This is a genomic window from Leptolyngbya sp. PL-A3 (assembly GCF_039962325.1).
Lineage (GTDB): Bacteria > Cyanobacteriota > Cyanobacteriia > Elainellales > Elainellaceae > Vacuolonema.
In genome coordinates, this window is record NZ_JAMPLB010000008.1 from 144,952 (window position 1) to 171,566 (window position 26,615).

A 26,615-nucleotide genomic window follows, 5' to 3' on the forward strand; every position below is an offset into this window, starting at 1 on the left:
GCTCAATCATCCACTCTTAGCGAATTGAATTCATCATTGGATTCTTCTAAACATTCGCTATCTCGTCATTCTGACATTTCAAGTTCTATATCTCTGCGATTTCTAAGGTCGCACTCGTTCACTCGTTCTCTAGAAGGATACTCAAATGGCAGTTATTAATTTACGTGCTGGCGAAATCTTTGCGGATTCAAACGCATCCAACGTCATCAACTCTCCGATTGGTAATAGCAGCGAAAATATCAAAGCCAATGGCGGTGATGATACCGTCAATGCTGAAGGTGGTAATGATACCATTGACGGCGGTAAAGGCCGAGATACCCTGCGTGGCGGTGATGGCAACGACTCCATATTCGGTGGTGCCGACGATGAACCGCTGTTTGGAAGCAACACCTTTTTCCGAGATGACCTATTTGGTGGTAACGGCAATGACACCCTGAAAGGTGGCGGCGGTGGTGATTTCCTGGATGGTGGTGCAGACAATGACTTCCTGTTTGGTGGTACCGGCAACGACACCATGCTAGGTGGCACTGGCCTCGACAGCCTGGAAGGTGGAGACGGCAGTGACTCGATGGACGGCGGCACAGGTAATGACACCCTCCGAGGTGGCAATCAAAGCGATCGCCTATTTGGACAGGTCGGCAACGATAGCCTATTCGGGGATAGTGGCAACGATACGCTAAATGGTAGCCGAGGCAGCGACAGCCTGAACGGTGGAGATGGTGATGACCTTTTGCAAGGTAGCAGTAACATCGCCCTGTTTGATAACGATACGCTGACCGGCGGAGGTGGCAACGATACCTTTGTGCTGGCTGACAGCCTGGTTACTCACTATGTTGGTGAGAACAGCGTCACGGCTGGTTTTGCCCTCATTCAAGGATTCCGAAATGACAGCGGTGGTATCATTGGTGCCGCCGAGCGAGACAAAATCCAGCTCTCCAACACTGACTCTATCGCTGGGCGTTATAGCTTCCGTACCATGACTGGATTCGGCAGCAGCACCAAGGCAGACAGCGGAATCTTCTTCAACAACGATCTAGTTGCCGTTGTTGCTGACTTCAATCTGAATGACAGCAACGATCATAACTTCGTGAACTACGTCTAACGACCATTTGAATTCATGTGAGCCCTGCTCACATCAGCTAAGTCTCTCCAGAAGCAACTTGAAGGGTTGATGTGGGTGTTCTCATTCACATCAACCTATTTCTTCACTTCTCATCTGCGATCGCAACATCAAAGTTATATCTACATAGTTTGTGATCATCTCCAATATCCATTCTGCTGTATCAACTCCTCATTCTTGCTGAGTTATTATCATGCGCATTCTATTCCTGCATCCCAACTTTCCAGCCCAGTTTCGCCACATCGCAACAGCCCTAGCGCAAAACCCTAACAATGAGGTCGTCTTCGGCACTCTGCGTCAGGAGGGTGAGTTACCGGGTGTGCGTAAAGTTCTTTGTTCGCAGCCCCGCGAGCCTCGGCCTGAAGCCCACGCCTACTTACACTCCACAGAGAAGGCTGTTTTGATGGGCCAAGCAGCCTATCGCATGGCCGCGCAACTCAAAGCCGAAGGGTTTGTTCCTGATGTTATCTACGGCAGTTCTGGCTGGGGGCTGACGTTGTTTATGAAAGATATTTTTCCGCAAGCTCGACTGCATTGTTATTTTGAATGGTTCTACCACGCCCATGGTAGCGATGTAGATTTCGATCGCGCCAAACCTGTTGATGTGGATTTGGAAGCCAGTCTACGAATTAAAAATATGCCGATTTTGTCAGATTTGTGGAGCTGCGATCGCGGCCTCTCCCCAACATACTGGCAGCGATCGCAATTTCCTTCCGAGTTTCACTCTAAAATTACCGTCCTCCACGATGGTATTGATACCACCTTTTTCAAACCGAAACCTGAGAGAAAGCTAGTTCTGCCCCAACTCGGGTTAGATTTATCCCATGTCGATGAGATTGTCACGTACACCACGCGTGGCATGGAGCCTTACCGAGGATTTCCCCAATTTATGGAGGCGATCGCATTACTGCAAGAACGTCGCCCTAACTGCCATGTGGTAATCGCTGGAGAAGATCGGGTGTGTTATGGCAAGCCATTACCCGATGGTAAAACTTACAAACAGCTGATGCTAGAAACATTGCCATTAGAGTTATCGCGCATTCACTTTACAGGCTCATTACCCTATGAGCAGTATCTCCAGGTTTTGCAGGCATCCTCTGCCCACGTGTATCTCACGTATCCCTTCGTATTGTCATGGTCGATGCTAGAGGCCATGGCTACAGGATGTCTGGTAATTGCCTCAGGAACAGAACCCGTCACAGAGGTGATTCAGAATGGCTACAACGGATTACTCATTGATTTCTACTCACCCGCTTCTCTAGTAGAGCAAATTGATGATGCATTAGAACATCCTGAACAAATGGAGATAATTCGTACACAAGCACGGGAAACCATTCTTCGATCCTACGACTTGAAGAACGTTTTACCCCAACATTTGAAACAACTGCAAGGAGATAGCTCCCAACAGTCCAAAATCATTTCTCTACATTCCCATACCCGCAGTTATTCAAAGGGTTTTGCCAAATGCTGATGATACAAAGCATTCAAGACACAACACGCTAATTTCACAATGCTGATGACCAAGGAGATCTTAACCGTGATGATCCAAATTTTTGATACGACGAAAGCTGAAGCCTTTGCAGAACGGATGCTTGGCATTTTGAACAGTGGTGCGATCGCCCTGATGACATCCATCGGCCATCGCACTCAACTTTTCGACACCCTGGCAAAAATGCCCCTTGCTAACAGCCAACAAATCGCTGATGCCGCAGAGCTTCACGAACGGTATGTGGGGGAATGTCTGAATGCAATGACCATAATCTCTACATAAACAGTCGCTTCTAAGCATCCCAATCTAATTCAACATTCAACCAGAAAGACTGTGCTGCCGTATGAGTACCACAGTCTTTCTGATTGAATCCTAATCCCTGATTTAGAAGAACGGCACTCGAAAACGCCCACTTTGGCGCGTGCTTCGCGCATACCAAAATGAGAAGTAACGGCTGAATGAGCATCTCACAAATACGCTCCCAATAACAAGGGAAGATAGCGCCAAGCAGGGCTTAAAGGCCAGTGATAACTCAAAATGATTTAAGGTCTTCTTATTGAGAATTACTCTTAATAGACTTGTAGCGTGTACCAGATTGATGCTACTGTCTGTCAATAATCCACTGCCCTTTGAGCGCCAGGAACAAGGTAGAAAGTCTCTATCTTTCCTTTTGCTGCGGATGTTTGCAGGCTGTCCTGCCTACACATCTCGCAGAGCTTTGGTTTGCCTAAACGTAGGCAATAACAAGCACTATGCCTCGGTGCAGAGTTATCATTCTGCAAATTTTCACCTGGAGTACGACTGATGTATCGCGCAGACGCCGATCCACTCGCAACAGAACCGATCCCGTCTCAATTTCCTAAAACCTTAGACATCGCAACCGTTAGCGTCTACGGGTTAGCCATTCTTTCGGCTGGTCTTTTTCTATTTCTCCCCTTTGTCAACCTGCTGCATCCCAGCCCGTGGCAGCGATCGCTTGGCCTTATTCACGGCGTTGGAGCGATGCTATGCACAGTTGTTGTAGCCTATGCCGGACACCTTGCATTTCCACTCCTACGAGGATCGGCGAAGGTTTTACCTCAAATGCGAACGCTAACGTTCTGGTCAACGGTCATTACTACCCTGGGAATTGCCACGGGTAACCTGGCTTATATGCGCTACAGAGCCGACTTGGATTTCGGCGGAGCACGGGCCTGGCTGAAGGAAAATTCGCCCTTAGCTCAATACGTCTTGATGGAGTACCACGAGTTTAGCGTGCTGTTTACGCTGCCACTGGGTGTCGCTTGCACCTGGATTCTGTGGCAATATGGCGACTCCATTTTGGAGAAACAAAACCGTCCCGTTTTGGCAGCCACCTGCATCGGTTTAATGGCCATGATGTTCTTTGCAATGGGTGGATTTGTAACGGGTTTAGGTATCGCTAAAATCCATGCGCTGTAGGATTTCTCTAATCTAAGGTAACGCAGAAGGTAACGAAGAATGACTTCATACAAATCACGACTATCAGGTCAATCACTGCCGTTCTACATTCAGCTATGGAACGAGTTAAAGCGGTTCCCCAAAGCCCTTCACGAAGGGTCACAAAACCCACCCACAACTTCTGGCCCAGCGGCTGCTTTTCTCATCAGTGGCGGAATTGGTGCCGTGACCATGATGGTCGCCCATCACTTATCAGATACTTCGAAGGCGCGTGAGGCGTTTCTTCGCACCCTGGGCAGCTGGATACCTGGCAGTGTCAGTACCGACCCGATGTGGGGCAATATTGGCAGCTATGCAGGCAAAGAAACGATGTTTCTGATTGGCTGGTTAGTAAGCCTGGCTATTCTTTATCCCACGCTGAAGGATAAGAACGTTAAGCCAAGAACCTTATTCTTTTGGATGCTGAGTCTCTTCACTCTGGCAACAGTGATGACATGGCATCCTCTGTTTCCCTATCTTCCATTGCATTAGGCATTGCTTTGAAAGTTACTTTTATGTGCAAGACGCATAGAAAAGTAATTCTTCTACGCAGTTCTCAAGCATGAATCAAGCTTTCCCCAAAAGTTGATATTCCATGTACTTTGCTCGCGGTATATCAACACTCCAAACCAATTGACACGAGTACGACGAAGAATACTGAGATGAAACATTCCAGCTTCAAAATGCACAAGTATGTGTGGGCATGGGTTGCTATATTTGCCGCCTTTGCGGCTTCTTTTCCAATGGCGATGCTGCGGGTGAGCCAAACAGAGAAGTTTGCAGGTCAGCCCTTCAAGTCTTTGACCTGTGAAGGACAATCCCCGACGCAACAACAGATCACACAATTTTCGAGCTGTGCTCAGTTAAATCTAGAAGCAAGCTCAGCGCACTAATATGACCTCCCGTTGAAGAACCATAATATGCCGTGGTGTGTTGCGCCACGGCATATTATGGTTCTTCAACTAGATCTGATGTAAGACGCAAATCTGGATTCCTAACTATGCGGCGATCGCTTCCACTCCTCATCCTCCTGGCACTGCTATTAGCAGCATTTCTGGCTGTAGTTTGGAGTTTTCGCTTGACGGGGGAACCCTGGCAGTTGACCTTTGTGGGCGAAGGGGGGCAGTTGCGTTTGGCGATCGCCTGCGAAAAGCCACCCATCCCAAAAACAGAGGTTCTCTTCAACAAACTCGACCTAAGGAATCCAGTTCAAGGTCAGGTCATCATTACGGCTCCTGATGTACCACTTCCCCTGGGGCAGATCACCTTTGCAGATCTCACTACGCTACCCGGTCGCGTTACTATTTCTTTGTTCGAGCAAGAAATTGATATCATGCAACGGGGCTTGATTATCAACCAGATCGAGCATGAGTGGGGGAAGCCCATAACCTTACAACCGTCATAGATTTGAATGTTGAGCTTCCTTCAAAAAAAGCGATATACCACTCCAATGAGAATTTCATTTCTGCCCTAAGACCCATGGCTCAGCCAGCGATCGCCGACACACTACAAGGAGTGCGATAACCCGCTAGCACGCAGCATTTATAAGCATTATGCATGAGGCTGATGCAGGTTCTCGCTTGTAGTTTTGAATGACGGTAAGAATTATGGTGAAACAGGCACAATCCTCCTCGTTTATTGATAAGGTAATCGAGCGCAGCGAACTGGACTCAGAATATGATGCAAAGCGAGCCTCTTACATCGTGTTCCGAATTATGCGCGACATGATGCTGAATAAGACGAGCGATAGCATCGAAGCCGATCTCAAAGAAAATGCTCCGGAATCTGAGCAGGATGTGGTGGAGCTGTGGCACGACCCCAACGTCATGGTGGCCTTCTTTAGCCGCATTAGCCCCGTCCAAGACTTACATATCAAGCCAGGCACCTTCATGCTGCGTCTGCGCCAGGAAGGGGCACTGCCGGAAGGTGTGTCTGCTGAGAATGTGACACAGGCTGTCTTCTCGGCAACGAAGGAGATTCTGCCACCAGAACGCAATAAAGAGATCGAAAATATTCTTGCAGGCGAGCTGCGGGATCTTTGGGCTCAGGCTTAATAGCCGTTAGAAAAAATGGGTGATGATCAGAAATGCGTGGTGCAGAGCACCATGCATTTCTTACTGTTCGATCGCCCCCAGCACTTTGAGCACAGACTTCTGGGCATCCGTCAGCCCTGTCACACCCGTGATATTCATCCCTTCGCAGGGGCGATCGCCTCGCCAGGTTCGCGAACACTTCCCGGTGGCCACATCCTAAAGCTTGATGGTTTCGTCTTCACTACTACTGGCTAGTAGGCTGCGGCCTAAGTTTGCAACCTATGTTTTTGTGTAGGGTGCTTCGCACCCTACACAAAAACATAGGTGATGGATTCCCGTCTCAGCGTACTAGTGTGGTTCCATCCGCGCTAAATTTCACGGATCACGTGGTTGGAGAAATCAAACCCGGATAGATCCACGTCTAGCGATCGGCACAGGTTGATGAAGTTGCCCAGCCCATAATTCGCTGAAGGCGATTCTGCTTGATGAAGAACGGTCAAAACTCGCGAGATTTCTTGCTCCAACGACATTTGAGGTCTGAGCTGATTACGCCAGCGCTGAGCGATCGCCCGCAAAATCAATTGCTCCTGGCTCTCACGAACATAGTCTTTGACATTCGTTTTGACTAACGCGTGACGGAGTAGCAGAAAGGGAGATCCTGTATCCAACTCTTCCAAAACCTGAGTAATTAGACGTTCAATCACATATTCCATCACCACAGGTTGCTGGGTGTAGTAGCCAGCCAGCTTCTCGATCAGCGATCGCCAGCTCAACGACTCCAGCACCTCCAGCAAACCCAGCCGAGAGATGCGAGGCACAATATCCTCTAATAACTCCGTTACGGAAGTCCATTCTCGGTTGATAGCAAGCCAGTACATAACGGTTTTCTCCAGGGGAGAAAGCCGTTCAAATTGTTGATCGAGCAACCGCCGCAAGCTACTCAGAATCAGCGTGTCTTGCTCTAAGAACAGCGCAATATCGCTATCAAACAAGCCCCGCACGGAAGCGGCTACAATTTTGAGCGCCAGGGGGTTGTTGCCGTAATGCTCACACAGTTTCTGCTTGTCTTCTGGCGAGCCGATGAGCCGATTGGCGTTAAGAAGGGCCTGGGATGCTTCCCAGGAACCCGTCAGGCAAAGGGAGCGCATCCGTCCCCCCTGCTCCTCCATCATGCTGAGCTCCAGGAGCTTTTCCCGACTGGTAAACAGGATGCAGCTTTGATGAGTGGATTCGCCTAAAAGCCGAAACAGCTCGCCGTAACCCTCATAGCCAGGTTGGTAGGAACCTGCGCGATCGCCCGCCTGCATGATCATCTCAGCATTATCAAGAACCACCAGACAACGCGATTGGCGTAACCAGTAGAGCAATCGCTCGGGGCGCGCCTGCACATCCTGATGGTTTGAGAGGAACGTTACCAGATCTGCCAGCAGGGTATCGAGGGATGGGGCATTGCGGAGCGATCGCCAGATAATGCAATCAAACTGCGATTGCACATCAGCTGCGATTTTAGCCGCCAGGGAACTTTTGCCCACTCCACCCATACCGAGCAGTGCAACAAACAAGCAACGTTCCTGCACAATCCAGCGGGAAAGCGTTTTTAACTCCTCCTCACGGCCATAAAATAGAGACACATCGATCGCTTCACCCCAATCTATACGGGACAAGGTGGGGAAAGAAGCACGCGGGACTGGGGGAGCGGGTAAGGATTGAGAAAATGAGGGCTGTTGAGTAGGCTGTAAGCTTGACTCTCGAGCTCGTTGCATCAAAATGGCCCGGGCATTGGTCTTATTACACTTACGGCCAAACCCATCGCTCAGAAGTTTCCAAAACTTGGGGCCAACGTCCCGTTGCAGATAGTTCAGAGAGTAGCCGGAGTTTTTGGCGATTTCTTCATAAGTAAGGTTGTCCCAGGCTCCCTTTAGCAGTTCAACCTCAAGGTCACTAAGGGTACGATCTACCTGAGCCAACAAGACGGTCTTGACAGCAGCAACGGCCTGTTCAAATTCGTTCTCCATGGCTCTCAGTCGTTGACTTCAATGTAACTCAACTCACTCGATAACACGGGATGAGGAAGTGTATCCGTCAAAGCTCTAACTTCCAACCTCATCCTTACTGCCTGGGCAATAGATAGATGACCACTTGAAAGATCAACATCCTTTCAATGAAGGGCAACCCGATGACAGTTGAGAACAGCACTTTAGAGGCTTCAAAACTCTGCTGTTCTTTTCCTAGATAACTAATAGAAACTCGGCTCATTCCATACTTTGCCTAGTTTTACCATACTTTTCCCTGAGTTTTTCTGAAGCCGACTCCATACTTTTCTGCAACGACGTTTACCTTCTATATCCTTATCGTAGGAAGTGTGGAAAATATCTTATTCATCCGGTTTCCCAAACGTGCTTGCAAAGCTCGTTTTCACATACATAGCTTATAAACAGGTGGTTCTATGAAGGCTTTTCAGACCATCTTTAGAAATTGTTGAGCTATGTATACGGAGCGATTAGGGAACGATTTGGGAACGGTTTTAGAGCGCTAAAAAACAGTTAATGTTTTTATCCATCAAACATTCTCGCCCTCCTGATGGGAGTGGTAGATCTCGTCATCACATCCCATATATTTGTATCCCACAAGGAATGGTTCTACGATGGTTGCTGACTTCATCACAAACGAACGCATCGCGTCCATAAATCACCCTTCTTATCCCACAAAGTCACGGCGGATTCCTGAATCTAAAATTCTGGACGATCGCCCCTCTCCTTACCAGATCCCTACTGAACTCTCCATTCGCCACGCCACACCCGAAGATAAAAAAGCATTGTTCGAATTATTTACAGAGCCCAGTGTTATTCATTGGCTCGTGAACGTGCCGTACATTACTACGGAAGCTGACTTTGATGCAGTTACCCAACCGACCCATGACAAGTACACCCTAACGGCTCAAGGATCATCCGGACTGATGGGTAGCGTAACGCTGGCGGTCAACCCACTGCCTCGATGCCGCAACTCAGCCCATGTCAGTGCCGTTGCCGTACATCCCCTTTATCAGGGTCAGGGCGTTGGCTATGCACTTATGCAAGCAGTCGTCGATCTGGCCGATAACTGGCTCAATCTACATCGGGTCGATTTGATGGTGTATCCGGACAATGAGGGGGCGATCGCCCTCTACAAAAAATTCGGCTTTACAACCGAAGGTATTCTAAGAGATTACAGTTTTCGGGCTGGCATCTATTGTGATGCCATGACAATGGCTCGCATCCGTGCAAGCAATAGCCATTTTGGTTAAGACATGAGCAGGAGTGCTCCGCACTCACTCCCTTCTCGCGTCTAGTACGCTGAGGCGGAAATCCATCACCTATGTTTTTGTGTGGGGTGCGAAGCACCCCACACAAAAACATAGTATGCAAACTTAGGCCGCAGCCTACTAGTTAAATGGCAAAGAGTGTACTTGCCCGCAGGAGAAAGACAGTAACGGCTTTTTTGTTCCCTCTCCAAAGAATGTTTCTCTCCCGTGGGAGACGCACTCAAAACGCTGTTCTTGCTAGCCTTCAAAACAAAGGGGGTTGTCTTCCAAATCTCCCACCCCCAAACAAAAACCACGATGAGAGCCTCTGCCCTTTTTCCATTACTTAAGGCAACCTACGCTGAATGGACGGAAGATAAAGTTCCGCGCCTGGCAGCCGCGCTGGCCTATTTTACGATCTTTTCTCTGGCTCCTCTGCTGGTTATCGCCATCTCCATCGCGGCTCTTTTCTTTGGAGAAGAGGCAGCTCGGGGGCAGATTGTAGGGCAGATTCAAGGCTTGCTGGGCCAGGAGGGAGCCAGCTTTGTGGAAGCGATGATCGTTAATGCGAACAGGGTGGAGAGCGGCGGTTTTGCCACTGTTATCGGAATTATCACCCTGCTGGTTGGGGCATCGGGAGTATTTGGGCAGTTGCAAGATGCACTAAACACGATTTGGGAAGTCGCTCCTAGGCCTGATCGCGGCATCATTAACTTCATTCGCACCCGTTTCCTTTCCTTTGGAATGGTAGTGGTGATCGGATTTCTGCTCCTGGTCTCTCTGGTGATTAGTGCCCTTGTCGCTGGCATCGGCACTTACATGAACGGGCTGGCTCCCAGCCTTGCGCCCTTGTGGGAACTGGTGAACTTCCTCGTCTCATTTGGCATCATTACCTTTTTGTTTGCATTAATCTATAAAGTTCTGCCTGACGTACACATCACCTGGGGTGATGTGGGGATAGGAGCTGCTGTAACGGCTTTACTATTCACCATTGGTCGTACGTTAATCGGCATTTATCTAGGGAGTGCAGCGATCGGCTCGGCCTACGGTGCAGCTGGTTCTCTGGTCGTCATTCTGGTGTGGGTCTTCTACTCAGCGCAAATTTTGTTGTTTGGAGCCGAGTTCACGCAGGTATACGCCCGCCGCTACGGTTCTCAAATTCGCCCCACCTCTCTGGCAGTGCCCCTGACGGAGCAGGGTCGTGTGCAACAGGGCATCCCCACCAAAGAGTATGTGGAGGCGATCGCCCAATCCAAGCAACCCGAATCTTCCTCCACCTCAGCCCCAACGGAGACTACCCCAATCCGGCGTGCCTCAACCAGTTCTCCCAGCGTGGTTGCTGTGATTTTGGGTTCTGCATTGGCGATCGTTGAAGCCGCTCAGAAAAATCAGAGAAGGAAAAAACGCAATCGGTACTAATCTGTACGCAAACGTATCGTATCTCCTCAACCCGAAGCTGCATCTAATGTTCTATACCTTATATGGGCAAGGCATACAACATTAGATGCAGCTTTATATCGAACTGGTATCAGTATGCATAAGCGTTGAAAAAAGCGCCTGGCTAGAGTTTTAAGCCTTCCAACCAGACGCTTGTACGATATGAACTTGACCGCTATCGAATTGGTTCGCAGTCAGCAGGTTGGGTTCCGTGGTAAACCGAAGATTTTCCCAGAATATTCTGGATCAATGCTTGGGTTACGCCATGAGCACTGCGCTGATAGCGACGGTCTTGCTCACCGTGACGCCCCAGATATGGGGAGTGATGAACCATTCGACCAAATAACGTTTCACAATCCTCAGCATATTTTTGTGTATCGAGGATGTGGTAATGCCATATCTGATCCACATCTGAGGATGGAACCAAACCATATTGAGGATAAGCATCCACTAGATAAAGAAACGCGATGTACTGAGTCAATACATTAAATGTCTTGGTCTGCGTCCATTGAGGACCATTTCTCGATTGCATTAATTGATAGACAATCGGTGACCAATCCAGAGCACGGGCTTTTTCGAGGAAAGTAGCAAACGATTTTAATGGTTTTTCCTGGCAAATAATCATGGGCTTGCAGTAGACACGGCTCAGCGGGGGTTGAATGAGACAATGCGAGAGCAGTCATCCTGGCCAGGTAGAGATGCCCATTAGAGGGTTGAACTTCTGTGGGCCTAGCGCACAGAAATTCAACGGCTCGAATATGAACTAAAACTTGAAAGGGTTCGACCCAAAGCTCAGACATGAGTGATTTAGGCTACAGGAAAATATGTACCAGCTTTTCCAACGCAAAGCGAACACATTTTTGCGATTAGAACATATCCTTGCGATCGCCATTCAAGACCATACTCCTCTACAAAACAGGGATGCGCATGACCTTTTGGGCCATGCGCATCCCTGTTTTGTGAGAGCAGCAGGTGCAATATTACATCATGCGAAATTGTTTTGGGGAAACGCCAGTATATCGCCGAAAGCATTTCGCAAAATGGCTGGAGTTAGCAAAACCACAGGCCAGAGCAATATCATTTATAGTGCGCTTTCCGCTTTTCAACAATTGCTTGGATAACTCTACCCGCTGCTGCATCAAGTAAGCGTGGGGCGTGATTCCAGTAGACTGTTTGAATAAACGGCAGAAATAGAATTGGCTCATACCCAACTCAGTTGCAATTACGGCCAGCGAAACGTTCTCAGAAAGGTGTTCGTTGATATAGTCAAGCGCTCGTTTTAATTTATATTTTGGCAATCCATCCTCGTACTCCCGTAAGACATGCTTCCGGGTTGTGTAATATTTCAGCACATGAGCAGCCAGAGCTGTTGCCATTGATTCTGCATAGAAGCAACTATTTTCTGCCCCAGTTTCTAGAACCGACTTTAATGCTGAAATAATTTGCCAAACCAGTGGATCGGGCTTCTGCAGAGAAAGCTGCACTTCAACAATATCAGGGTTTACAGACTCATAAGCAATATGAGTTATAAGGTCAGGCTCAAGGTAACAATGGATAAAATCAATATCTTGATTCCATCGTGCACTCATCGGTACATAGGCCGGCAAAAGCTCAATATGACCAGATGTATTCTTGTCATGCAGGGTTTGGTAGCGTTTCCCTGCAAAAATCAACTCTACCTCAGTTGGATGCCCCCAACCCGATAGGGTAATTACATGCTGATGGTTAATGATTTCTGGAGTTTCGTTTGCAGGCAGTTGTTGATGCACTAGATGAATAGTTTTCCAACCAACTTCCTGGCTAGAGCAAAGGGGCGATGGTGCAGCAAATTCAGGCAAGTCTCCCCGCTGAGCGTAATCTAGTTCTAAAGGTCGTGGCATTTCTTTAATCTCTGGGTTGCAGGGTGATGGTTACATCTGGCGAAACTGTTTTGGGGAAACACCCGTGGATCGGCGGAAGCATCTCGCAAAATGGCTGGGGTTAGCAAACCCACAAGCGATCGCCACATCATTAACTGTGCTTTCTTTCTGTTTCAGCAACTGCTTCGATAACTCTATCCGTTGCTGTATTAAGTAAGCATGCGGAGTAATGCCGGTGGATTGCTTAAACAAGCGACAGAAATAGTACTGACTCATTCCCAATTCAGTTGCAATTTCTGCTAGCGAAACGTTCTCAGAAAGGTGTGCGTTGATGTAGTCAAGTGCTTGTTTTAATTTATATCCTGGCAATCCATCTTCATGCTCTCGTAAGACCTGCTTCCGGGTTGAGTAATACCTCAGAAAATGAGCGGCAAGAGCCGTAGCCATCGCCTCCGCATAAAAGGAACTATCCTCCGGATCGGTTTCCAGAACTGTCTTCAGTGCTGAAACAATTTGCCAAACCAGAGGATCAGGCTTTTTTAGCGTTAGTGCCACTTCGACGTTATCCGGATCTACATATTCATGAGCTACATGGTTTAAGAAGGTGGGTTCCAAATAACAGTGAATGAAATCACCCCCATGGCTCCAACGGGCACTCATGGGTGCATTGGCTGGAAGAATTTCAATGCAACCCGTTTCATTCACTTGGTGTTCGTTTCGGTAGCGTTTTCCGGCAAACTCAAGCTCTACCTCTGTTGTATGCTTCCAATCTGCCAGGAAAATAACATGCTGAAGATTAACAATCTCTGGGGTTTCGCTCGCGGGTACCTGGAAGCGAACCAACTGAATATTTTTCCACCCCACCTCCTGGCTAGAACGAAGGAGCGATCGCGGAGCCACGTTTGGCAAAGCCTCCCGACGGGAGTAATCCAATTCTAAAGGTCGATCTGGCATACTTTTTAGCCTCCGAATAGTCAATGTATGAAGGTGTAGTAGTCACCTCCAAACAAATCCACTAGTAATCGAAAAAATCTATTCGGATAATACGCTTCAGACAGATAGAAAAACTGCTTTCTTCTTGCACTTTAACCTGATGATCGGGGGGATATAGCAATGTGCAAGTGCGTTAAGTACAGCAACGGTGGTGTGGGGCACTTCGTGCCCCACACCACCGTACTTAATCAACGTGCATAGCGCTATATTTGCTGATGTGTGAAACACATCAACAAACATCCACCCCAATACAAAAAGCCCCCTGCCGTAAGCAAGGGGGCTTTTTGTTAGTTACCTAGTATCGCCTACATCAACCAAATCGGCTTGACGTTGAGGCAATCAAGAAGGCCGCGTACGTCAGGATGTAACCCACCGTGAAGTGAGCCAGACCCACCAGACGACCTTGAACGATGGACATTGCAACGGGCTTGTCCTTCCAGCGAACCAGGTTCGCGAGAGGAGTGCGCTCGTGCGCCCATACCAGGGTTTCGATCAGCTCTTGCCAGTAACCACGCCAGCTGATGAGGAACATGAAGCCCGTTGCCCATACAAGGTGAGCGAACAGGAACATCCAAGACCAAACAGCCAGGTTGTTCATACCGTAGGGGTTGTAGCCGTTGATCAACTGGGCAGAGTTGAGCCACAGGTAATCACGCAGCCAGCCCATGATGGTTGGCGAAGACTGGTTGAACTGAGCAACGTTACCACTCCACACCGAGAGGTGCTTCCAGTGCCAGTAGAAGGTAACCCAACCAATGGTGTTGAGCATCCAGAACATGGCGAGGTAGAAGGAATCCCAGGCAGAGATGTCGCAGGTGCCGCCACGGCCGGGGCCGTCGCAAGGGAAGCTGTAGCCGAAATCTTTCTTATCGGGCATCAGCTTGGAACCACGGGCATCCAACGCACCTTTAACCAGAATCAGGGTGGTGGTGTGCAGACCCAGAGCGATCGCATGGTGAACCAGGAAGTCGCCAGGGCCAATGGTCAGGAACAGAGAGTTAGACCCGCTGTTGATGGCATCGAGCCAGTTAGGCAGCCACACGTTGCCATGGTTGGGCCATGCGGTGGTTGCAATGCTATCTGCATTAGACAGCAGGGAGTCGAAGCCATACAGCGCCTTACCGGAAGCTGCTTGAACGAACTGTGCGAACACGGGCTCGATCAGGATTTGCTTTTCGGGGGTACCGAAGGCTTGCATGACGTCGTTATGGACGTACAGACCCAGGGTGTGGAAACCCAGGAACAAGGAGACCCAGCTCAGGTGAGAGATGATGGCCTCTTTGTGATGGAGTACGCGATCGAGCACGTTGCCCTTATTCTGAGCGGGATCATAGTCCCGAACCCAGAAGATAGCGCCGTGAGCGAACGCACCAACCATCAAGAAACCAGCAATGTACTGGTGGTGGGTGTACAACGCCGCTTGGGTCGTGTAATCCCGAGCCATGAAGGCATAGGGAGGCAGCGAGTACATGTGCTGAGCAACCAGAGAGGTGATGACACCCAGAGCAGCCAGGTGAATCCCCAACTGGAAGTGCAGCGAGTTGTTGTAGGTCTCATACAGACCCTGGTGAGGCAGGTTGAACTGACCTTCCGAGGACTTGCTGAACAGACCGGCTTTGGAATCGAGCATCTCTTTGATGCTGTGGCCGATACCAAAGTTGGTGCGGTACATGTGGCCCGCAATGATGAACAGAACGGCGATCGCCAAGTGGTGGTGCGCCATGTCGGTCAGCCACAGAGACTCAGTCTGAGGGTGGAAGCCGCCCAGGAAAGTCAAGATGGCAGAGCCAGCACCGTCGCTGCTGTTGAACACATGGTTCACAGTGTCGGGGTTCTGAGCATACACGCCCCAGTTGCCAGTGAAGAAAGGCTTCAGACCAGCGGGGTGAGGCGCAACCGACAGGAAGTTATCCCAACCCACATGCTGACCACGGGACTCAGGAATTGCCACGTGGATCAGGTGACCAGCCCAGGCCAAGGAGCTAACACCGAACAGACCAGCCAGGTGGTGGTTCAGACGGGACTCAGCATTCTTAAACCAGGAGAGGGAGGGGCTGAACTTGGGCTGCAGGTGCAACCAGCCAGCGAACAGCATCACAGCGGCCAGCAGAAGGAGGAACACAGCACCCTGATACAGGTCGCCGTTGGTCCGCATCCCGATGGTGTACCACCAGTGGTACACGCCGGAGTAAGCAATGTTGACAGGGTTCGACGCGCCAGCCTGCGTAAACGCATCAACGGCGGCCTTACCAAAGTGAGGATCCCAAATTGCGTGGGCAATGGGACGAACAGTTAGAGGATCTTTGAGCCACTGCTCAAAGTTACCTTGCCAGGCGACGTGGAACAGGCTGCCCGAAGTCCACAGGAAGATGATTGCTAGATGACCGAAGTGGGAGGCGAAGATCTTTTGATAGAGCTTCTCCTCAGTCATGCCATCGTGGCTTTCAAAGTCGTGGGCGGTGGCAATCCCGTACCAGATCCGACGAGTTGTCGGGTCCTGCGCCAAGGCTTGGCTAAATTTTGGGAATTTAGTTGCCATGACTTAACGAAATCTCCTCGTGCTCATCCGACAGAAATAATCCGAGCCAGGAAGAATGCCCAGGTAGTGGCAATTCCGCCCAGGAGGTAGTGAGCTACCCCTACAGCACGGCCCTGAATGATGCTCAGAGCGCGAGGCTGGATAGCGGGGGCAACTTTCAACTTATTGTGTGCCCAAACAATCGACTCGATCAATTCTTGCCAGTAGCCACGGCCACTGAACAGGAACATCAAGCTGAAGGCCCAAACAAAGTGAGCGCCCAAGAAGAGCAAGCCGTAGGCAGACAGAGCGGAACCGTAGGAACCGATAACCTGACCAGCTTGAGCCCACAGGAAGTCACGCAGCCAACCATTGATGGTGATCGCACTTTGAGCAAAGTTGCCGTTGGTGATGTGCGAGATGGAACCATCTGGAGCAACGGTCCCCCATACGTCAGACTGCATCTTCCAGCTGAAGTGGAAAATCGCAACGGACAGGGAGTTATACATCCAGAACAGACCCAGGAACACATGGTCCCAACCAGATACTTGGCAGGTGCCGCCACGGCCGGGGCCGTCGCAAGGGAAGCGGAAGCCCAGGTTCGCCTTGTCTGGAATCAGACGAGAGCTACGGGCAAACAGCACACCTTTCAGGAGGATCAGCACCGTCACGTGGATGGTGAAGGCGTGGATGTGGTGCACCATGAAGTCTGCCGTACCGAGAGCGATCGGCATCATGGCGATCTTGCCACCTACCGCTACAGGGTCGCCACCGAAGGCCAAGCTGGCTTGCGCCAGAGCATTGGGAGCGGTGTTACCAGGAGCGAGCGTGTGGATGTTTTGAATCCATTGGGCAAACACAGGCTGAAGTTGAATCGCCGTGTCGGAGAACATGTCCTGCGGACGGCCCAGAGCCCGCATGGTGTCGTTGTGAATGTACAGACCGAAGCTATGGAAGCCGAGGAAAATACAAACCCAGTTGAGGTGAGAGATGATGGCATCCCGGTGGCGCAGAACCCGATCGAGCAGGTTGTTCTGATTCACTACGGGATCGTAGTCACGCACCATAAAGATGGCACCGTGAGCTGCAGCACCCACAATCAGGAAGCCACCAATCCACATGTGGTGGGTGAAGATGGACAGCTGAGTGGGGTAGTCGGTCGCCAGGTAAGGATAGGGCGGCATCGAGTACATGTGCTGGGCAACGATGATGCTCAGAGAACCGAGCATGGCCAGGTTGATAGCCAGTTGCGCGTGCCAGGAGGTGGTCAGAATCTCATACAGACCCTTGTGGCCTTCGCCAGTGAAGGGACCTTTGTGAGCTTCCAGGATTTCCTTGATGCTGTGACCAATACCCCAGTTGGTACGGTACATGTGGCCAGCAATGATGAACAGAACGGCGATCGCCAGGTGGTGGTGCGCCGAATCAGACAGCCACAGACCACCAGTAACCGGGTTCAGGCCACCCTTGAAGGTGAGGAAATCAGAATACACACCCCAGTTGAGGGTAAAGAAGGGGGTCAGCCCTTGAGCAAAGCTGGGGTAGATATCTGTGATGAGGTCCTTATTCAGGATGAACTCATGAGGCAGAGGGATGTCCTTAGGAGCAACACCGGAATCCAGCAGCGCGTTAACGGGCAGAGCCACGTGAATTTGGTGACCGGCCCAGCTCAAGGAACCCAGACCCAGCAGACCAGCCAAGTGGTGGTTCAGCATGGACTCCGTATTCTGGAACCATTCCAGTTTGGGAGCAGCCTTGTGGTAGTGGAACCAACCGGCGAACAGCATCAGGCCGGCCATAACCAGACCACCGATAGCTGTCACATAGAGCTGATAACTGTTTGTAAAGCCAGCAGCACGCCAAAGCTGGAACAGGCCAGAGGTAATCTGGATCCCGTGGAAGCCGCCACCGACATCTGCATTCAAAATTTCTTGACCGACAATGGGCCAAACAACCTGAGCACTGGGCTTGATGCCAGTTGGGTTGCTGAGCCAGGCTTCATAGTTTGAAAAGCGAGCTCCGTGGAAATACATCCCGCTCAGCCAGATAAAGATCACGGCAAGGTGACCAAAATGTGCGCTGAAAATTTTACGGGAGATGTCCTCCAGGTCGCTGGTATGGCTATCAAAATCGTGAGCATCGGCGTGAAGGTTCCAAATCCAAGCAGTGGTTTTGGGTCCTCTGGCCAGAGTGCGGTCGAAATGACCCGGCTTGCTCCACAACTCGAAAGAAGTAGGTACCGGATCCTTGTCAACCACCACTTTAGCTTTCGCCTCTCGCTCCCGTGGGGTAGTTGTCATTAGAGACTCTCCTCTCTCTAGACAAGGAAACGAAGGATTGCATCCCAGCCCCAAGCTAATACAGTCGTTACAATCGTGGTCTCCCTCGTGTGCTATCTACTAGCGAATTTACGAAGGCGCATAAGACCTAAGGGGGAGCGTTCGTCCACCCATAGCTAACCCGAAGGCAAACTTGGAATAGACTCCCGAGAGAGATTCGATTGGAATCTCTGAATGTCAGAGTCATCCTTTGGCCGTAACCAAATTAGTGATCCCGACGGAACCTGGGGTGGGTTCCCTGAAATTATAAAGGGGTAGACTACCGGAGTTTAAAGAGGATTAACAATAATTCAAATTGTGCAAACCGAGATCTGATCGACCTTCCACGGCTTAATTGTTCGCAAAAAGTATTGCGATCATTAAGGAGTGTAAATATCTGAACAATCCTCGGCACAAATAATAAGACTTCCGCTAAGCTTTCCCACCCAGTAATTCTATAGATAGAGGGCCAAGTCATTGATGATCCAGCTCTTTAAGGACACCGCCATAATATAGATATCTTTGTCTGATGAGGGCGGCTTACTGACTGAGCAAGGCTCGGTACCATATTTATCGACACTTTTAGTGATTCAAACGTTTTGTTACAACCCCGGTATTGAATAGGGATTGATTTTTTCTAGGTTTTACCTAGAAAAAATCAATCCCTGCTCATCCCAATTTGGAAATTACTGCGATGGCTGTCTGCTGACCCACTCTTTTCCGATATAGTTCCCATGGAGCATCGGTGTGGAAAAGCATCGGGCTCTTTGGCGATCGCAACACTGAGGAGTAAGGCGGCGTGCGCAGCTTTGGCAGTCAGATCATGAGACGAAGTGTGGTTTTAGGAACGCTCCTGCTTTTCCTGGGGGCTGGGCTATGGGGTTGTAACGATGGCCCGCCTAATGTTTCTAAATCATCGTCACCCCGCTTCCAGCCAACTCAGACACGGAAAGTCTCGGAAGTATCACCGCCGGAAATCTTCCAAGCCCTACGCCGAGATTTGGATAGTTACCAGCCTCAAGTGACCATTCTCAGCCCCCGTAACGGGGTAGTGATCGACGATGACCAGGTAACAGTCCAACTCCAGGTTCGGGATCTACCGGTCTTTAGGGATGAGGATCTGGGTCTTGGGCCTTACCTGCAAGTTTATTTGGATGATCAGCCCTCCCAGGCGGTTTATGACGCAAACCAAACCCTCATTTTTCAGGGATTAATGCCAGGAACCCATACGATTCGGGCGATCGCTGCCCGTCCCTGGCACGAAACCTATAAGAATGAGGGAGCCTTTGCCGAAGTCATCTTCCATAGCTTTACCAAAACCCCTAAAAATAACCCTGATCCGACTCGTCCCCTGCTCACTTACAGCCGCCCTCAAGGCACCGTTGGAGCTGAGCCTGTCATGTTGGATTTCCACCTGACCAACGCCCCCCTACACCTGATTGCCCAGGAAAGCACGGAAGACGACATTAAAGATTGGCGGATCCGTTGCACGGTCAATGGCGAGAGCTTCGTCTTTGATGAATGGCGGCCCATTTATTTAAAGGGGCTGAAGCCTGGGAAAAATTGGGTTCAGTTAGAACTGCTGGATGAAGACGGTCTGCCAACCGAGAATGCTTTTAATAACACGGCTCGATTAATCATCTATGAGCCGGGTGGAACGGATAGTTTATCTCGGTTAGTGCGAGGGGAAGTGGCGATCGCTGAGGCTCTTGCCATCACTGACCCTAACTATGTTGTCCCTGCTCCACCTGAGCCCGAACCGATCGCACCACCCGAAGATGAGGTGATAGCGCCCCTTGAGCCGAGCCCGGAATCCCAAATCGAAGCACCTCAACCGAGTGTCGAAGAGCCGGCACCCGAGGAGGAACAGGAGCCGGAAGAAGAACTGAGGGAAGATGATGGAGAGCCATTCGACTCTGCCATTCCCGAGGAAATTGCACCGCCCTTAGAACCGAGCGAAGAACCCGAAGATATCGAAGCCACACCTCTTGATGAATCTTCGGACGTTTTACCCGAATCGGATTTAGAAGATAAGGCGACTGAAGAGCAGGCCGAGCCCGAGGACAAGGAGCAAGAGCCTGAGGTTGAGCCAGTACTACCCCCCGTGATTTCGGAACCGGAGGCAGCACCTGTAGAGGAACCGGCTCCAGTAGAAGTGCCTCAAGACACGAAGCCCTCAACCGAACCAGAAGCGGCAGAGCTAGAGGAAGCACCTACGGAAACAGAGCCAGAAGCAATAGAGGAACCCGCCGTAACGGATGAGGATGTGCCTGAGGTTCTGGTGGCACCATCTACCCCTGAACCGGCTCCGGAAGTAAGCCCTGAAGAGACTCCAATTCCGGCTACACCTCAAAAGCAAAAACCGGCTCAAAAGTTGCAGGAGCGTTTTCAGAGGATGCGATCGCGCTTACAAGAAACCCTAAAAGAACGCACGAAAGGAGCTAATCCATCTGCAAAACCATCTGTAGAAGCTACGCCAGAAGCACAGCAGCCTATTCTGCCCCCACCTGACATCACACCCGAGCATCTGCCTAGCGAACCGCAACCTGTCGTTCCTACAGAACCGGAAGAGATACCGCCCGTAGCGCCAGCACCACCAAAGCTTCCCCCTGCGGGTAATACCCCCTGGATCTAATGCATGTTGTGGGTAGCGGCTTTTCTCCGCTACCCACATTGTTTCCGCTACCCACATTGTTTAGGGTGCATCCCATTGCTTATGAGGTTTCTTTGACGATAAAACTCGCCCTTGCGATCGCAATTATTTAGAAGGCGGGCTTGAGTGACGATCTTGGGTTGGGTCGTTGGGCTAAGGGCAAAACCCGCTTCTATGTTGAGTTGAGGCGATCGCTCTCGAAATCGGAATTGCTTTGGTTGTGTGATGGAAAGTTCACGAAATGTTTTCTATTTCAACCCCGGAGAAAATCAAGGTTTTAGCTTCCTTAGCGCAAAAATTGTAACGGTACATTAAGCTCTGTTTCATTTCGATCACATCCTTGGAAGTGGCGCAAATTGGTTCAAACCTCCGTGATAGGATTCGTTTCGTAATGCCTTCTGAATTTGGGAGACGACCTTTGACACTGCGGGTAGCTGTAGTTGGATCAGGTCCGGCAGGTTCCTCCGCTGCCGAGACGTTAGCAAAAGCGGGTATCGAAACCTATTTAATCGAACGTAAGTTAGACAACGCTAAGCCCTGCGGTGGAGCCATCCCTCTCTGCATGGTGGACGAATTTCAGCTCCCCCCCGAGATCATCGATCGGCGGGTGCGGAAAATGAAAATGATCTCGCCATCCAATGTCGAGGTCAACATTGGTAGCACCCTCAAGAACGACGAGTACATTGGGATGTGCCGCCGGGAAGTGCTCGATGGCTTCCTGCGCGATCGCGCCGCCAAACACGGGGCGAAGCTTATCAACGGCACCATGTACGGCATGGATCTACCCAAAACCAGCTCTGAACCCTACACCCTCCACTACGCCGATCACTCGGATGGTGGTGTGGAAGGCACCATGAAGTCTCTTCAGGTGGATCTGGTCATTGGTGCAGATGGCGCCAACTCCCGCGTAGCGAAGGCTATTGACGCTGGGGATTACAACTATGCGATCGCCTTCCAGGAGCGCATCCGGTTGCCTCAGGACAAGATGGCTTACTACGAAGAACTGGCCGAAATGTACGTGGGTAACGATGTTTCCCCCGACTTTTACGCCTGGGTCTTCCCCAAATATGATCACGTGGCGGTCGGTACCGGCACGATGAAGATCAACAAAGCCAAGATCAAAGATTTACAAGCGGGCATTCGTGCTCGTGCAGCTCTTAAGCTGGAAGGCGGCGAAATCATCAAAGTCGAAGCTCACCCCATCCCTGAGCATCCCAGACCACGCCGTGTGGTCGGTCGGGTAGCGCTGGTAGGAGATGCTGCTGGCTATGTGACCAAGTCCTCTGGCGAAGGCATTTATTTCGCAGCCAAGTCGGGCCGGATGTGTGCTGAAACCATTGTGGAACTATCCAAGAATGGCGCTCGCATTCCAACCGAAGCAGACCTGAAGCAGTATCTGAAGAAGTGGGATCGTACCTACGGAGCTACTTATCTGGTACTCGATCTGCTGCAACGCGTGTTCTATCGCTCCGATGCGACGCGCGAAGCCTTTGTGGAAATGTGCGATGACATCGATGTACAGAAGCTCACCTTTGACAGCTACCTGTACAAGACGGTGGTTCCCGCGAACCCCCTGACTCAGCTCAAGATTACCGCCAAAACCATTGGTAGCCTGCTGAGAGGTAATGCTCTGGCTCCCTAAGGGTTATCCTGGCGCACTGATTTAGCCACTTGTGGAATCGGCGATCGCTTTCGGGCGATCGCTTTTCTTATGGAAGCTGATATTTAGTAGTGGTTGTGAGAGGAGCTAAACGTCTCTCCCACAACAACCGCACGTTTAGAACAGCACTGCATTTCGACATTGGCTTCAACGCAAGAATCGCACCTAATGTGATGTGGATCACCTCACAACCTGTCCCATGATCACAATTGCGATTGATACACATCACAGAGAAATCACGCAATTCACTCCATACTTTTACCTACTGGAGTTATTGCAGGACGTTATGCAGTCTGGCACACCTACCCATTCCATGCCCCTGGAAGAGTTGATCGAACAAATTCTCAACTCTCACAGCATCACTCGTGACGAAGAGCATCGTCTGGTTAGTGCCTTGTCCGGCAGTATCGCCATGGATGAAGACTTACAAGCTGCCATTCAGCGCATTTTCTATGGCATGCGCCATGGCCTACTCAACGTGGTAGATTAGCTCGCCACATTTACTGACCTACTACCCACAGCTAGATTTAGCCATGCTCCTTGGAAAGCTACACTCTCGGTGTGGCTTTTTTCTTTTTGTCTGCGTACTCACCAGTTTCCTAGAGGCATTGATTTTGCAGAGGGTGAGGCGTAAGTAAAACCAATGCCTTGAGAAAATTGGCTCAGCTCCTGGCTGATCCCCCTTGAAATTCTACGAACTCTGCCCTGGTGTCCGGGTAAATTTAGCAAATATCTGGAAAACAATGGGATAATCCTGAAGATTTGTCCTTAATATGTAAATTTGAGTTTTGCGCTCGGTTTTTGCGCTCAACATCTGACAAGCACTCATTGCACTCTCAACTGTTTATTGTCGTTTAAGGTACTGCTATGGAGCCTGAAGTCAAACAAGATGATGTCCTCATTTCAGGGACAACGACCGATGAGATTGTGGGAGAACTGCCTCCAGCCACCGAGGACAGCACTGGTCAGCAATATCAGCAAATCATCGACAAAGCGACAGCGCTCTTAGGCGATTTGCCCGATTACCTAACGACCTTCTTTGGTCAATACCGTCGTCCTATTGTCACCATCGGCCTTGTCATTGGGGCGATTATTGCAGTTCGCCTGACCCTGGCGATTCTCAAGTCCATCAATGATATTCCGTTGCTGTCCCCCAGCTTCGAGCTGATCGGGATTGGCTATTCTGCCTGGTTTGTCTATCGTTATCTGCTCAAAGCTTCCACCCGGAGCGAGCTAGTCAGCGATTTCAACGGCTTGAAAGAGCAGATCCTGGGCGATCGGCTGTCCAATTAACGAGCACCTTTGCTCAATCTCTTAAGCCGTCAGGCTCTGGAAGTAGCAGAGCCTGACGGCTTTCACGTCGAAGGTTGAGAATCTGTACGAGCCTCTTACCCAAAGACAAGCCGCTGCTGTACACGTAGATTCTGGATCAAACGCATTCCTGAGTCAGTTTGAAGTCAAAAACACCCGTTTGCGTAGACGGAGATTAAGTATGTCTTCTCTTGCCCCTGCCCAAGCTATGACTCAGCCAACTTTGAAAGAATGGGCCGTGGTCGTTGCAGCATTAGAATATGGCCACACGATTTTGCTACTTCGAAAAGGCGGCATTCGGGAAACAGGAGGGACTTTTGCAATTCAGGAGCCCCAGTTCTGGTTGTTTCCAACTTATGAACATCAGAAAGCCCAGTGGTTGAAGCCAGAATATGGGCACCTGCTTCAAACTGCCCCTGCTGCTCCACCAACAGGAACTCCTGTACCGCCACCCCATGTCGTTGCCAGTTGGGCAGAAGTCACTCACACAGCCCAAATCACCACTGAGGACGTGGCCGAAGCTCTATATCCCTTCCATGTGTGGAGCCCAGAGTTAGTCAGCAAGCGGCTGACGTGGAAACCTCAACAGCCTCTCTACGGCGTTCTGTTACGAGTTTATCGACTGGAACAGGGGCTGGAGTTAGAGGATCAACCAGCCTATGGTGGGTGCAAGTCCTGGTTAAAACTACCGTTGCCCCCCATGGAAGCAGGAGCGGCTGGATGTATGCCTGTTCTTAGCAATGACGTTTATGACCAGAAGGTGAGGGAACTTTCGGCGATCGCCCACTTCACGCCCCTCTAATTTCCTTATGCTTGATCCTGCCTTCCGGTACGACCTCGCCTTCAACTAGCGAAGGGGCGGTTGAAGAGATTTTTGAAGGCGGCTCAACATCACCTCAGCCACCAGAGCCAGAATCGCTACGGGAATCGCCCCAACCAGCAAAATGGCGTTGTCGTATAGCGAGAAGCCCAGCACGATAAAGCTGCCGAGCCCTCCAGCACCAATGAACGCCGCCAAGGTTGCACTGGCAATAACCTCTACCGTTGCCGTCTTGATGCCTGCAATAATCACTGGCAACGCGAGAGGAACTTCGACCAGACGCAGTACCTGACGGGCATCCATACCCATACCGAAGGCAGCTTCGCGGATCATCGGATCAATGGTACGGAAAGCGACGTCAGTACTAATCAGAATAGGGGGCATGGCGAGGAGCGTGAGAGCGATCGCCGCCGACTGAAACCCCAAACCCGAGTAAGGGATCAGCAGGAATAACACCGCCAAACTGGGAATGACTCGCAAGGCATTAAAGCCGTTGATCAGGACAGTGGAAGCAGAGCGCGATCGCGCACTCCATAACCCCAGGGGTAACCCCAGGAGTAAACCACAGGCCAACGGCACGGATACCAGCAAGAGATGCTGCTGCAACTCCTTCAAAAGGGTATCTAAATTGTTGAAGGCATATTGATACGCCTGGATAAATACATCCACACCAACACCTAAGCCGACTGCCCGTATCGTACTATTGGCCGTCAAATCTTTGTAGTAAAACCAAGAACTCTCCTACTGATACCGTTTTTTATGAAGCTGCGCCGCCACTCTCATGCTGTGCAGCTTCCCATTGATTTGGTATGACTTCACGAATTACCGTTTCCCGAAAGTTAAGAAATGAATCAAGGATGTTGTATCACTTCACAGGCTAGGGCAGTCTGAAATTAGAGGCTAAGAGCCACACCGCATCTGCCCATCTAACTCTCCAATGGTTGAGATGCTGGCGCGATCATCCGCTATGGATTTGTTCAACGTTGTGTCCATCTTGAAGGGTTTTGAATTCTCACGTTGCCTTCCTGTAAGGGAATGAACCCGACCAACCTACATCAACCCAATACCGACTAACACTATGCACACGCTCAATCACGACATGGACGAATGCTTCCTGGATGCCGATGGGGCCTACCTGGATGCGCGAGGACTGCAAACTCTGGAGCAATTTGCCCAGAGCTACACAACCCGTTTGGAAGCGTACAATGCTCTACGGGAACATAGCACTCAGCTCGTTAATGACGCTCTGGACAAGATGGCCCAGCTCCACCCGGAGGTGATTCAGAAGCATCGCCCCCGGTGTTTGTATGACATGAGCCAGGTATTGCGCTATATTGCGCTGTCCATCCTGCGGAACGACGAAGTGTTCTTCAAAGAAATGATGATGTCCTGGTTGGATACGGTGTTGTTGGCCTACAAACGCAATGACCACTGCGCCAGCTCCTACCGTTTCCTTCAGGAAATGATCGATGCCCGCATTCCAGCGAGCAGCTCTATCATTCGCCCCTACCTGGATGGAGTCATCCTGGCACTGCAATCCCACGCATAATACGTTTGACTCATCAGGATAAGAGGCTGCTGTGCAATGCACAGCAGCCTCTTATCTTTGCAATGGAGAGAGGCTTGGTGCTTTACACCAAGCCTCTTCCGATGTCCGAAGCAAAAT

The 26,615-nt window shown here is 50.4% G+C and carries 24 protein-coding genes; 16 read left to right on the forward strand and 8 right to left on the reverse strand.

The genetic code is table 11. From position 1 onward, the window contains the following. Positions 1 to 145: 145 nt before the first annotated feature. The 8 genes from NDI52_RS08955 to NDI52_RS08990 all read left to right on the forward strand — a co-directional run bounded on the left by NDI52_RS08955 (position 146) and on the right by NDI52_RS08990 (position 6,121). Entirely contained in the window at positions 146 to 1,102 is a 957-nt protein-coding gene (locus NDI52_RS08955; protein WP_190772672.1) for a calcium-binding protein, read from the forward strand. 211 nt (positions 1,103 to 1,313) lie between these two features. Beyond that, complete coding sequence (locus NDI52_RS08960; protein WP_190772671.1) at positions 1,314 to 2,591, forward strand: glycosyltransferase family 4 protein; 1,278 nt, start codon at positions 1,314 to 1,316, stop codon at positions 2,589 to 2,591. A 69-nt stretch (positions 2,592 to 2,660) separates the two neighbouring features. Further along, the gene (locus NDI52_RS08965; RefSeq protein WP_347280076.1) at positions 2,661 to 2,891 is read left to right on the forward strand and encodes a hypothetical protein; all 231 of its coding nucleotides are present in this window, start codon (positions 2,661 to 2,663) and stop codon (positions 2,889 to 2,891) included. A gap of 522 nt (positions 2,892 to 3,413) precedes the next feature. Beyond that, a complete protein-coding gene (locus NDI52_RS08970; protein ID WP_190772670.1) occupies positions 3,414 to 4,049 on the forward strand; it encodes a hypothetical protein in 636 nt (211 codons plus the stop codon). A gap of 39 nt (positions 4,050 to 4,088) precedes the next feature. Continuing rightward, on the forward strand, positions 4,089 to 4,559 hold the full coding sequence (locus NDI52_RS08975; RefSeq protein ID WP_190772669.1) for a hypothetical protein: 471 nt from the start codon (positions 4,089 to 4,091) through the stop codon (positions 4,557 to 4,559). A gap of 170 nt (positions 4,560 to 4,729) precedes the next feature. Beyond that, positions 4,730 to 4,960 carry a hypothetical protein gene (locus tag NDI52_RS08980; protein ID WP_348256387.1) on the forward strand — a complete coding sequence of 77 codons (231 nt, stop codon included), beginning with the start codon at positions 4,730 to 4,732 and terminating at the stop codon, positions 4,958 to 4,960. A gap of 107 nt (positions 4,961 to 5,067) precedes the next feature. Further along, entirely contained in the window at positions 5,068 to 5,472 is a 405-nt protein-coding gene (locus NDI52_RS08985; protein ID WP_190772668.1) for a hypothetical protein, read from the forward strand. Positions 5,473 to 5,674: 202 nt separating this feature from the next. After that, positions 5,675 to 6,121: a DUF2267 domain-containing protein gene (locus NDI52_RS08990; protein WP_190772667.1), complete on the forward strand. Its 447-nt coding sequence runs from the start codon at positions 5,675 to 5,677 to the stop codon at positions 6,119 to 6,121. Positions 6,122 to 6,181: 60 nt separating this feature from the next. Here NDI52_RS08990 and NDI52_RS08995 read toward each other — a convergent pair whose 3' ends face one another. Both NDI52_RS08995 and NDI52_RS09000 read right to left on the reverse strand, forming a co-directional pair. Beyond that, the gene (locus tag NDI52_RS08995) at positions 6,182 to 6,313 is read right to left on the reverse strand and encodes a hypothetical protein (protein WP_277874450.1); all 132 of its coding nucleotides are present in this window, start codon (positions 6,311 to 6,313) and stop codon (positions 6,182 to 6,184) included. A gap of 155 nt (positions 6,314 to 6,468) precedes the next feature. Then, complete coding sequence (locus NDI52_RS09000) at positions 6,469 to 8,115, reverse strand: NB-ARC domain-containing protein (protein WP_190772666.1); 1,647 nt, start codon at positions 8,113 to 8,115, stop codon at positions 6,469 to 6,471. 629 nt (positions 8,116 to 8,744) lie between these two features. Between NDI52_RS09000 and NDI52_RS09005 the strand changes: the two genes are divergently transcribed. Together NDI52_RS09005 and NDI52_RS09010 are read left to right on the forward strand one after the other, a co-directional pair. Then, positions 8,745 to 9,383, forward strand: a complete 639-nt coding sequence (locus tag NDI52_RS09005; RefSeq protein WP_190772665.1) for a GNAT family N-acetyltransferase — start codon at positions 8,745 to 8,747, stop codon at positions 9,381 to 9,383. Between the two features lie 315 nt (positions 9,384 to 9,698). Then, positions 9,699 to 10,799, forward strand: a complete 1,101-nt coding sequence (locus NDI52_RS09010; RefSeq protein WP_190772664.1) for a YihY/virulence factor BrkB family protein — start codon at positions 9,699 to 9,701, stop codon at positions 10,797 to 10,799. 193 nt (positions 10,800 to 10,992) lie between these two features. Here the strand turns inward: NDI52_RS09010 and NDI52_RS09015 are convergent, their stop codons facing one another. From NDI52_RS09015 to psaA, 5 genes are all read right to left on the reverse strand, one after another. Further along, complete coding sequence (locus tag NDI52_RS09015) at positions 10,993 to 11,442, reverse strand: glycine-rich domain-containing protein-like (protein WP_199307675.1); 450 nt, start codon at positions 11,440 to 11,442, stop codon at positions 10,993 to 10,995. 355 nt (positions 11,443 to 11,797) lie between these two features. Then, positions 11,798 to 12,697: an AraC family transcriptional regulator gene (locus NDI52_RS09020; RefSeq protein WP_190772663.1), complete on the reverse strand. Its 900-nt coding sequence runs from the start codon at positions 12,695 to 12,697 to the stop codon at positions 11,798 to 11,800. Between the two features lie 30 nt (positions 12,698 to 12,727). Then, positions 12,728 to 13,630, reverse strand: coding sequence for an AraC family transcriptional regulator (locus NDI52_RS09025; protein ID WP_190772662.1), 903 nt, complete (start codon positions 13,628 to 13,630; stop codon positions 12,728 to 12,730). Positions 13,631 to 13,979: 349 nt separating this feature from the next. Beyond that, complete coding sequence (gene psaB / locus NDI52_RS09030) at positions 13,980 to 16,208, reverse strand: photosystem I core protein PsaB (RefSeq protein ID WP_190772661.1); 2,229 nt, start codon at positions 16,206 to 16,208, stop codon at positions 13,980 to 13,982. A 23-nt stretch (positions 16,209 to 16,231) separates the two neighbouring features. After that, positions 16,232 to 18,487 (reverse strand): photosystem I core protein PsaA, encoded by a 2,256-nt coding sequence (gene psaA / locus NDI52_RS09035; protein WP_190772660.1) that lies wholly within the window; start codon positions 18,485 to 18,487, stop codon positions 16,232 to 16,234. Positions 18,488 to 19,328: 841 nt separating this feature from the next. On the opposite strand from psaA, the gene NDI52_RS09040 reads away from it, so the two are divergent. The 5 genes from NDI52_RS09040 to NDI52_RS09060 all read left to right on the forward strand — a co-directional run bounded on the left by NDI52_RS09040 (position 19,329) and on the right by NDI52_RS09060 (position 24,931). Beyond that, on the forward strand, positions 19,329 to 21,140 hold the full coding sequence (locus tag NDI52_RS09040; RefSeq protein ID WP_190772659.1) for a hypothetical protein: 1,812 nt from the start codon (positions 19,329 to 19,331) through the stop codon (positions 21,138 to 21,140). Between the two features lie 436 nt (positions 21,141 to 21,576). Continuing rightward, on the forward strand, positions 21,577 to 22,800 hold the full coding sequence (chlP, locus tag NDI52_RS09045; protein ID WP_190772658.1) for a geranylgeranyl reductase: 1,224 nt from the start codon (positions 21,577 to 21,579) through the stop codon (positions 22,798 to 22,800). A 304-nt stretch (positions 22,801 to 23,104) separates the two neighbouring features. Continuing rightward, positions 23,105 to 23,308, forward strand: coding sequence for a hypothetical protein (locus NDI52_RS09050; RefSeq protein ID WP_190772657.1), 204 nt, complete (start codon positions 23,105 to 23,107; stop codon positions 23,306 to 23,308). 377 nt (positions 23,309 to 23,685) lie between these two features. After that, positions 23,686 to 24,111, forward strand: coding sequence for a CAAD domain-containing protein (locus NDI52_RS09055; RefSeq protein WP_190772656.1), 426 nt, complete (start codon positions 23,686 to 23,688; stop codon positions 24,109 to 24,111). Between the two features lie 199 nt (positions 24,112 to 24,310). Continuing rightward, entirely contained in the window at positions 24,311 to 24,931 is a 621-nt protein-coding gene (locus NDI52_RS09060) for a DUF1802 family protein (RefSeq protein WP_199307676.1), read from the forward strand. Positions 24,932 to 24,976: 45 nt separating this feature from the next. Here NDI52_RS09060 and NDI52_RS09065 read toward each other — a convergent pair whose 3' ends face one another. After that, positions 24,977 to 25,618 carry an ABC transporter permease subunit gene (locus tag NDI52_RS09065; RefSeq protein WP_190772700.1) on the reverse strand — a complete coding sequence of 214 codons (642 nt, stop codon included), beginning with the start codon at positions 25,616 to 25,618 and terminating at the stop codon, positions 24,977 to 24,979. Positions 25,619 to 26,027: 409 nt separating this feature from the next. Here NDI52_RS09065 and NDI52_RS09070 point away from each other — a divergent pair, with 409 nt between their 5' ends. Then, on the forward strand, positions 26,028 to 26,498 hold the full coding sequence (locus tag NDI52_RS09070; protein ID WP_190772655.1) for a phycobilisome protein: 471 nt from the start codon (positions 26,028 to 26,030) through the stop codon (positions 26,496 to 26,498). The last annotated feature ends 117 nt before the right edge of the window (positions 26,499 to 26,615 follow it).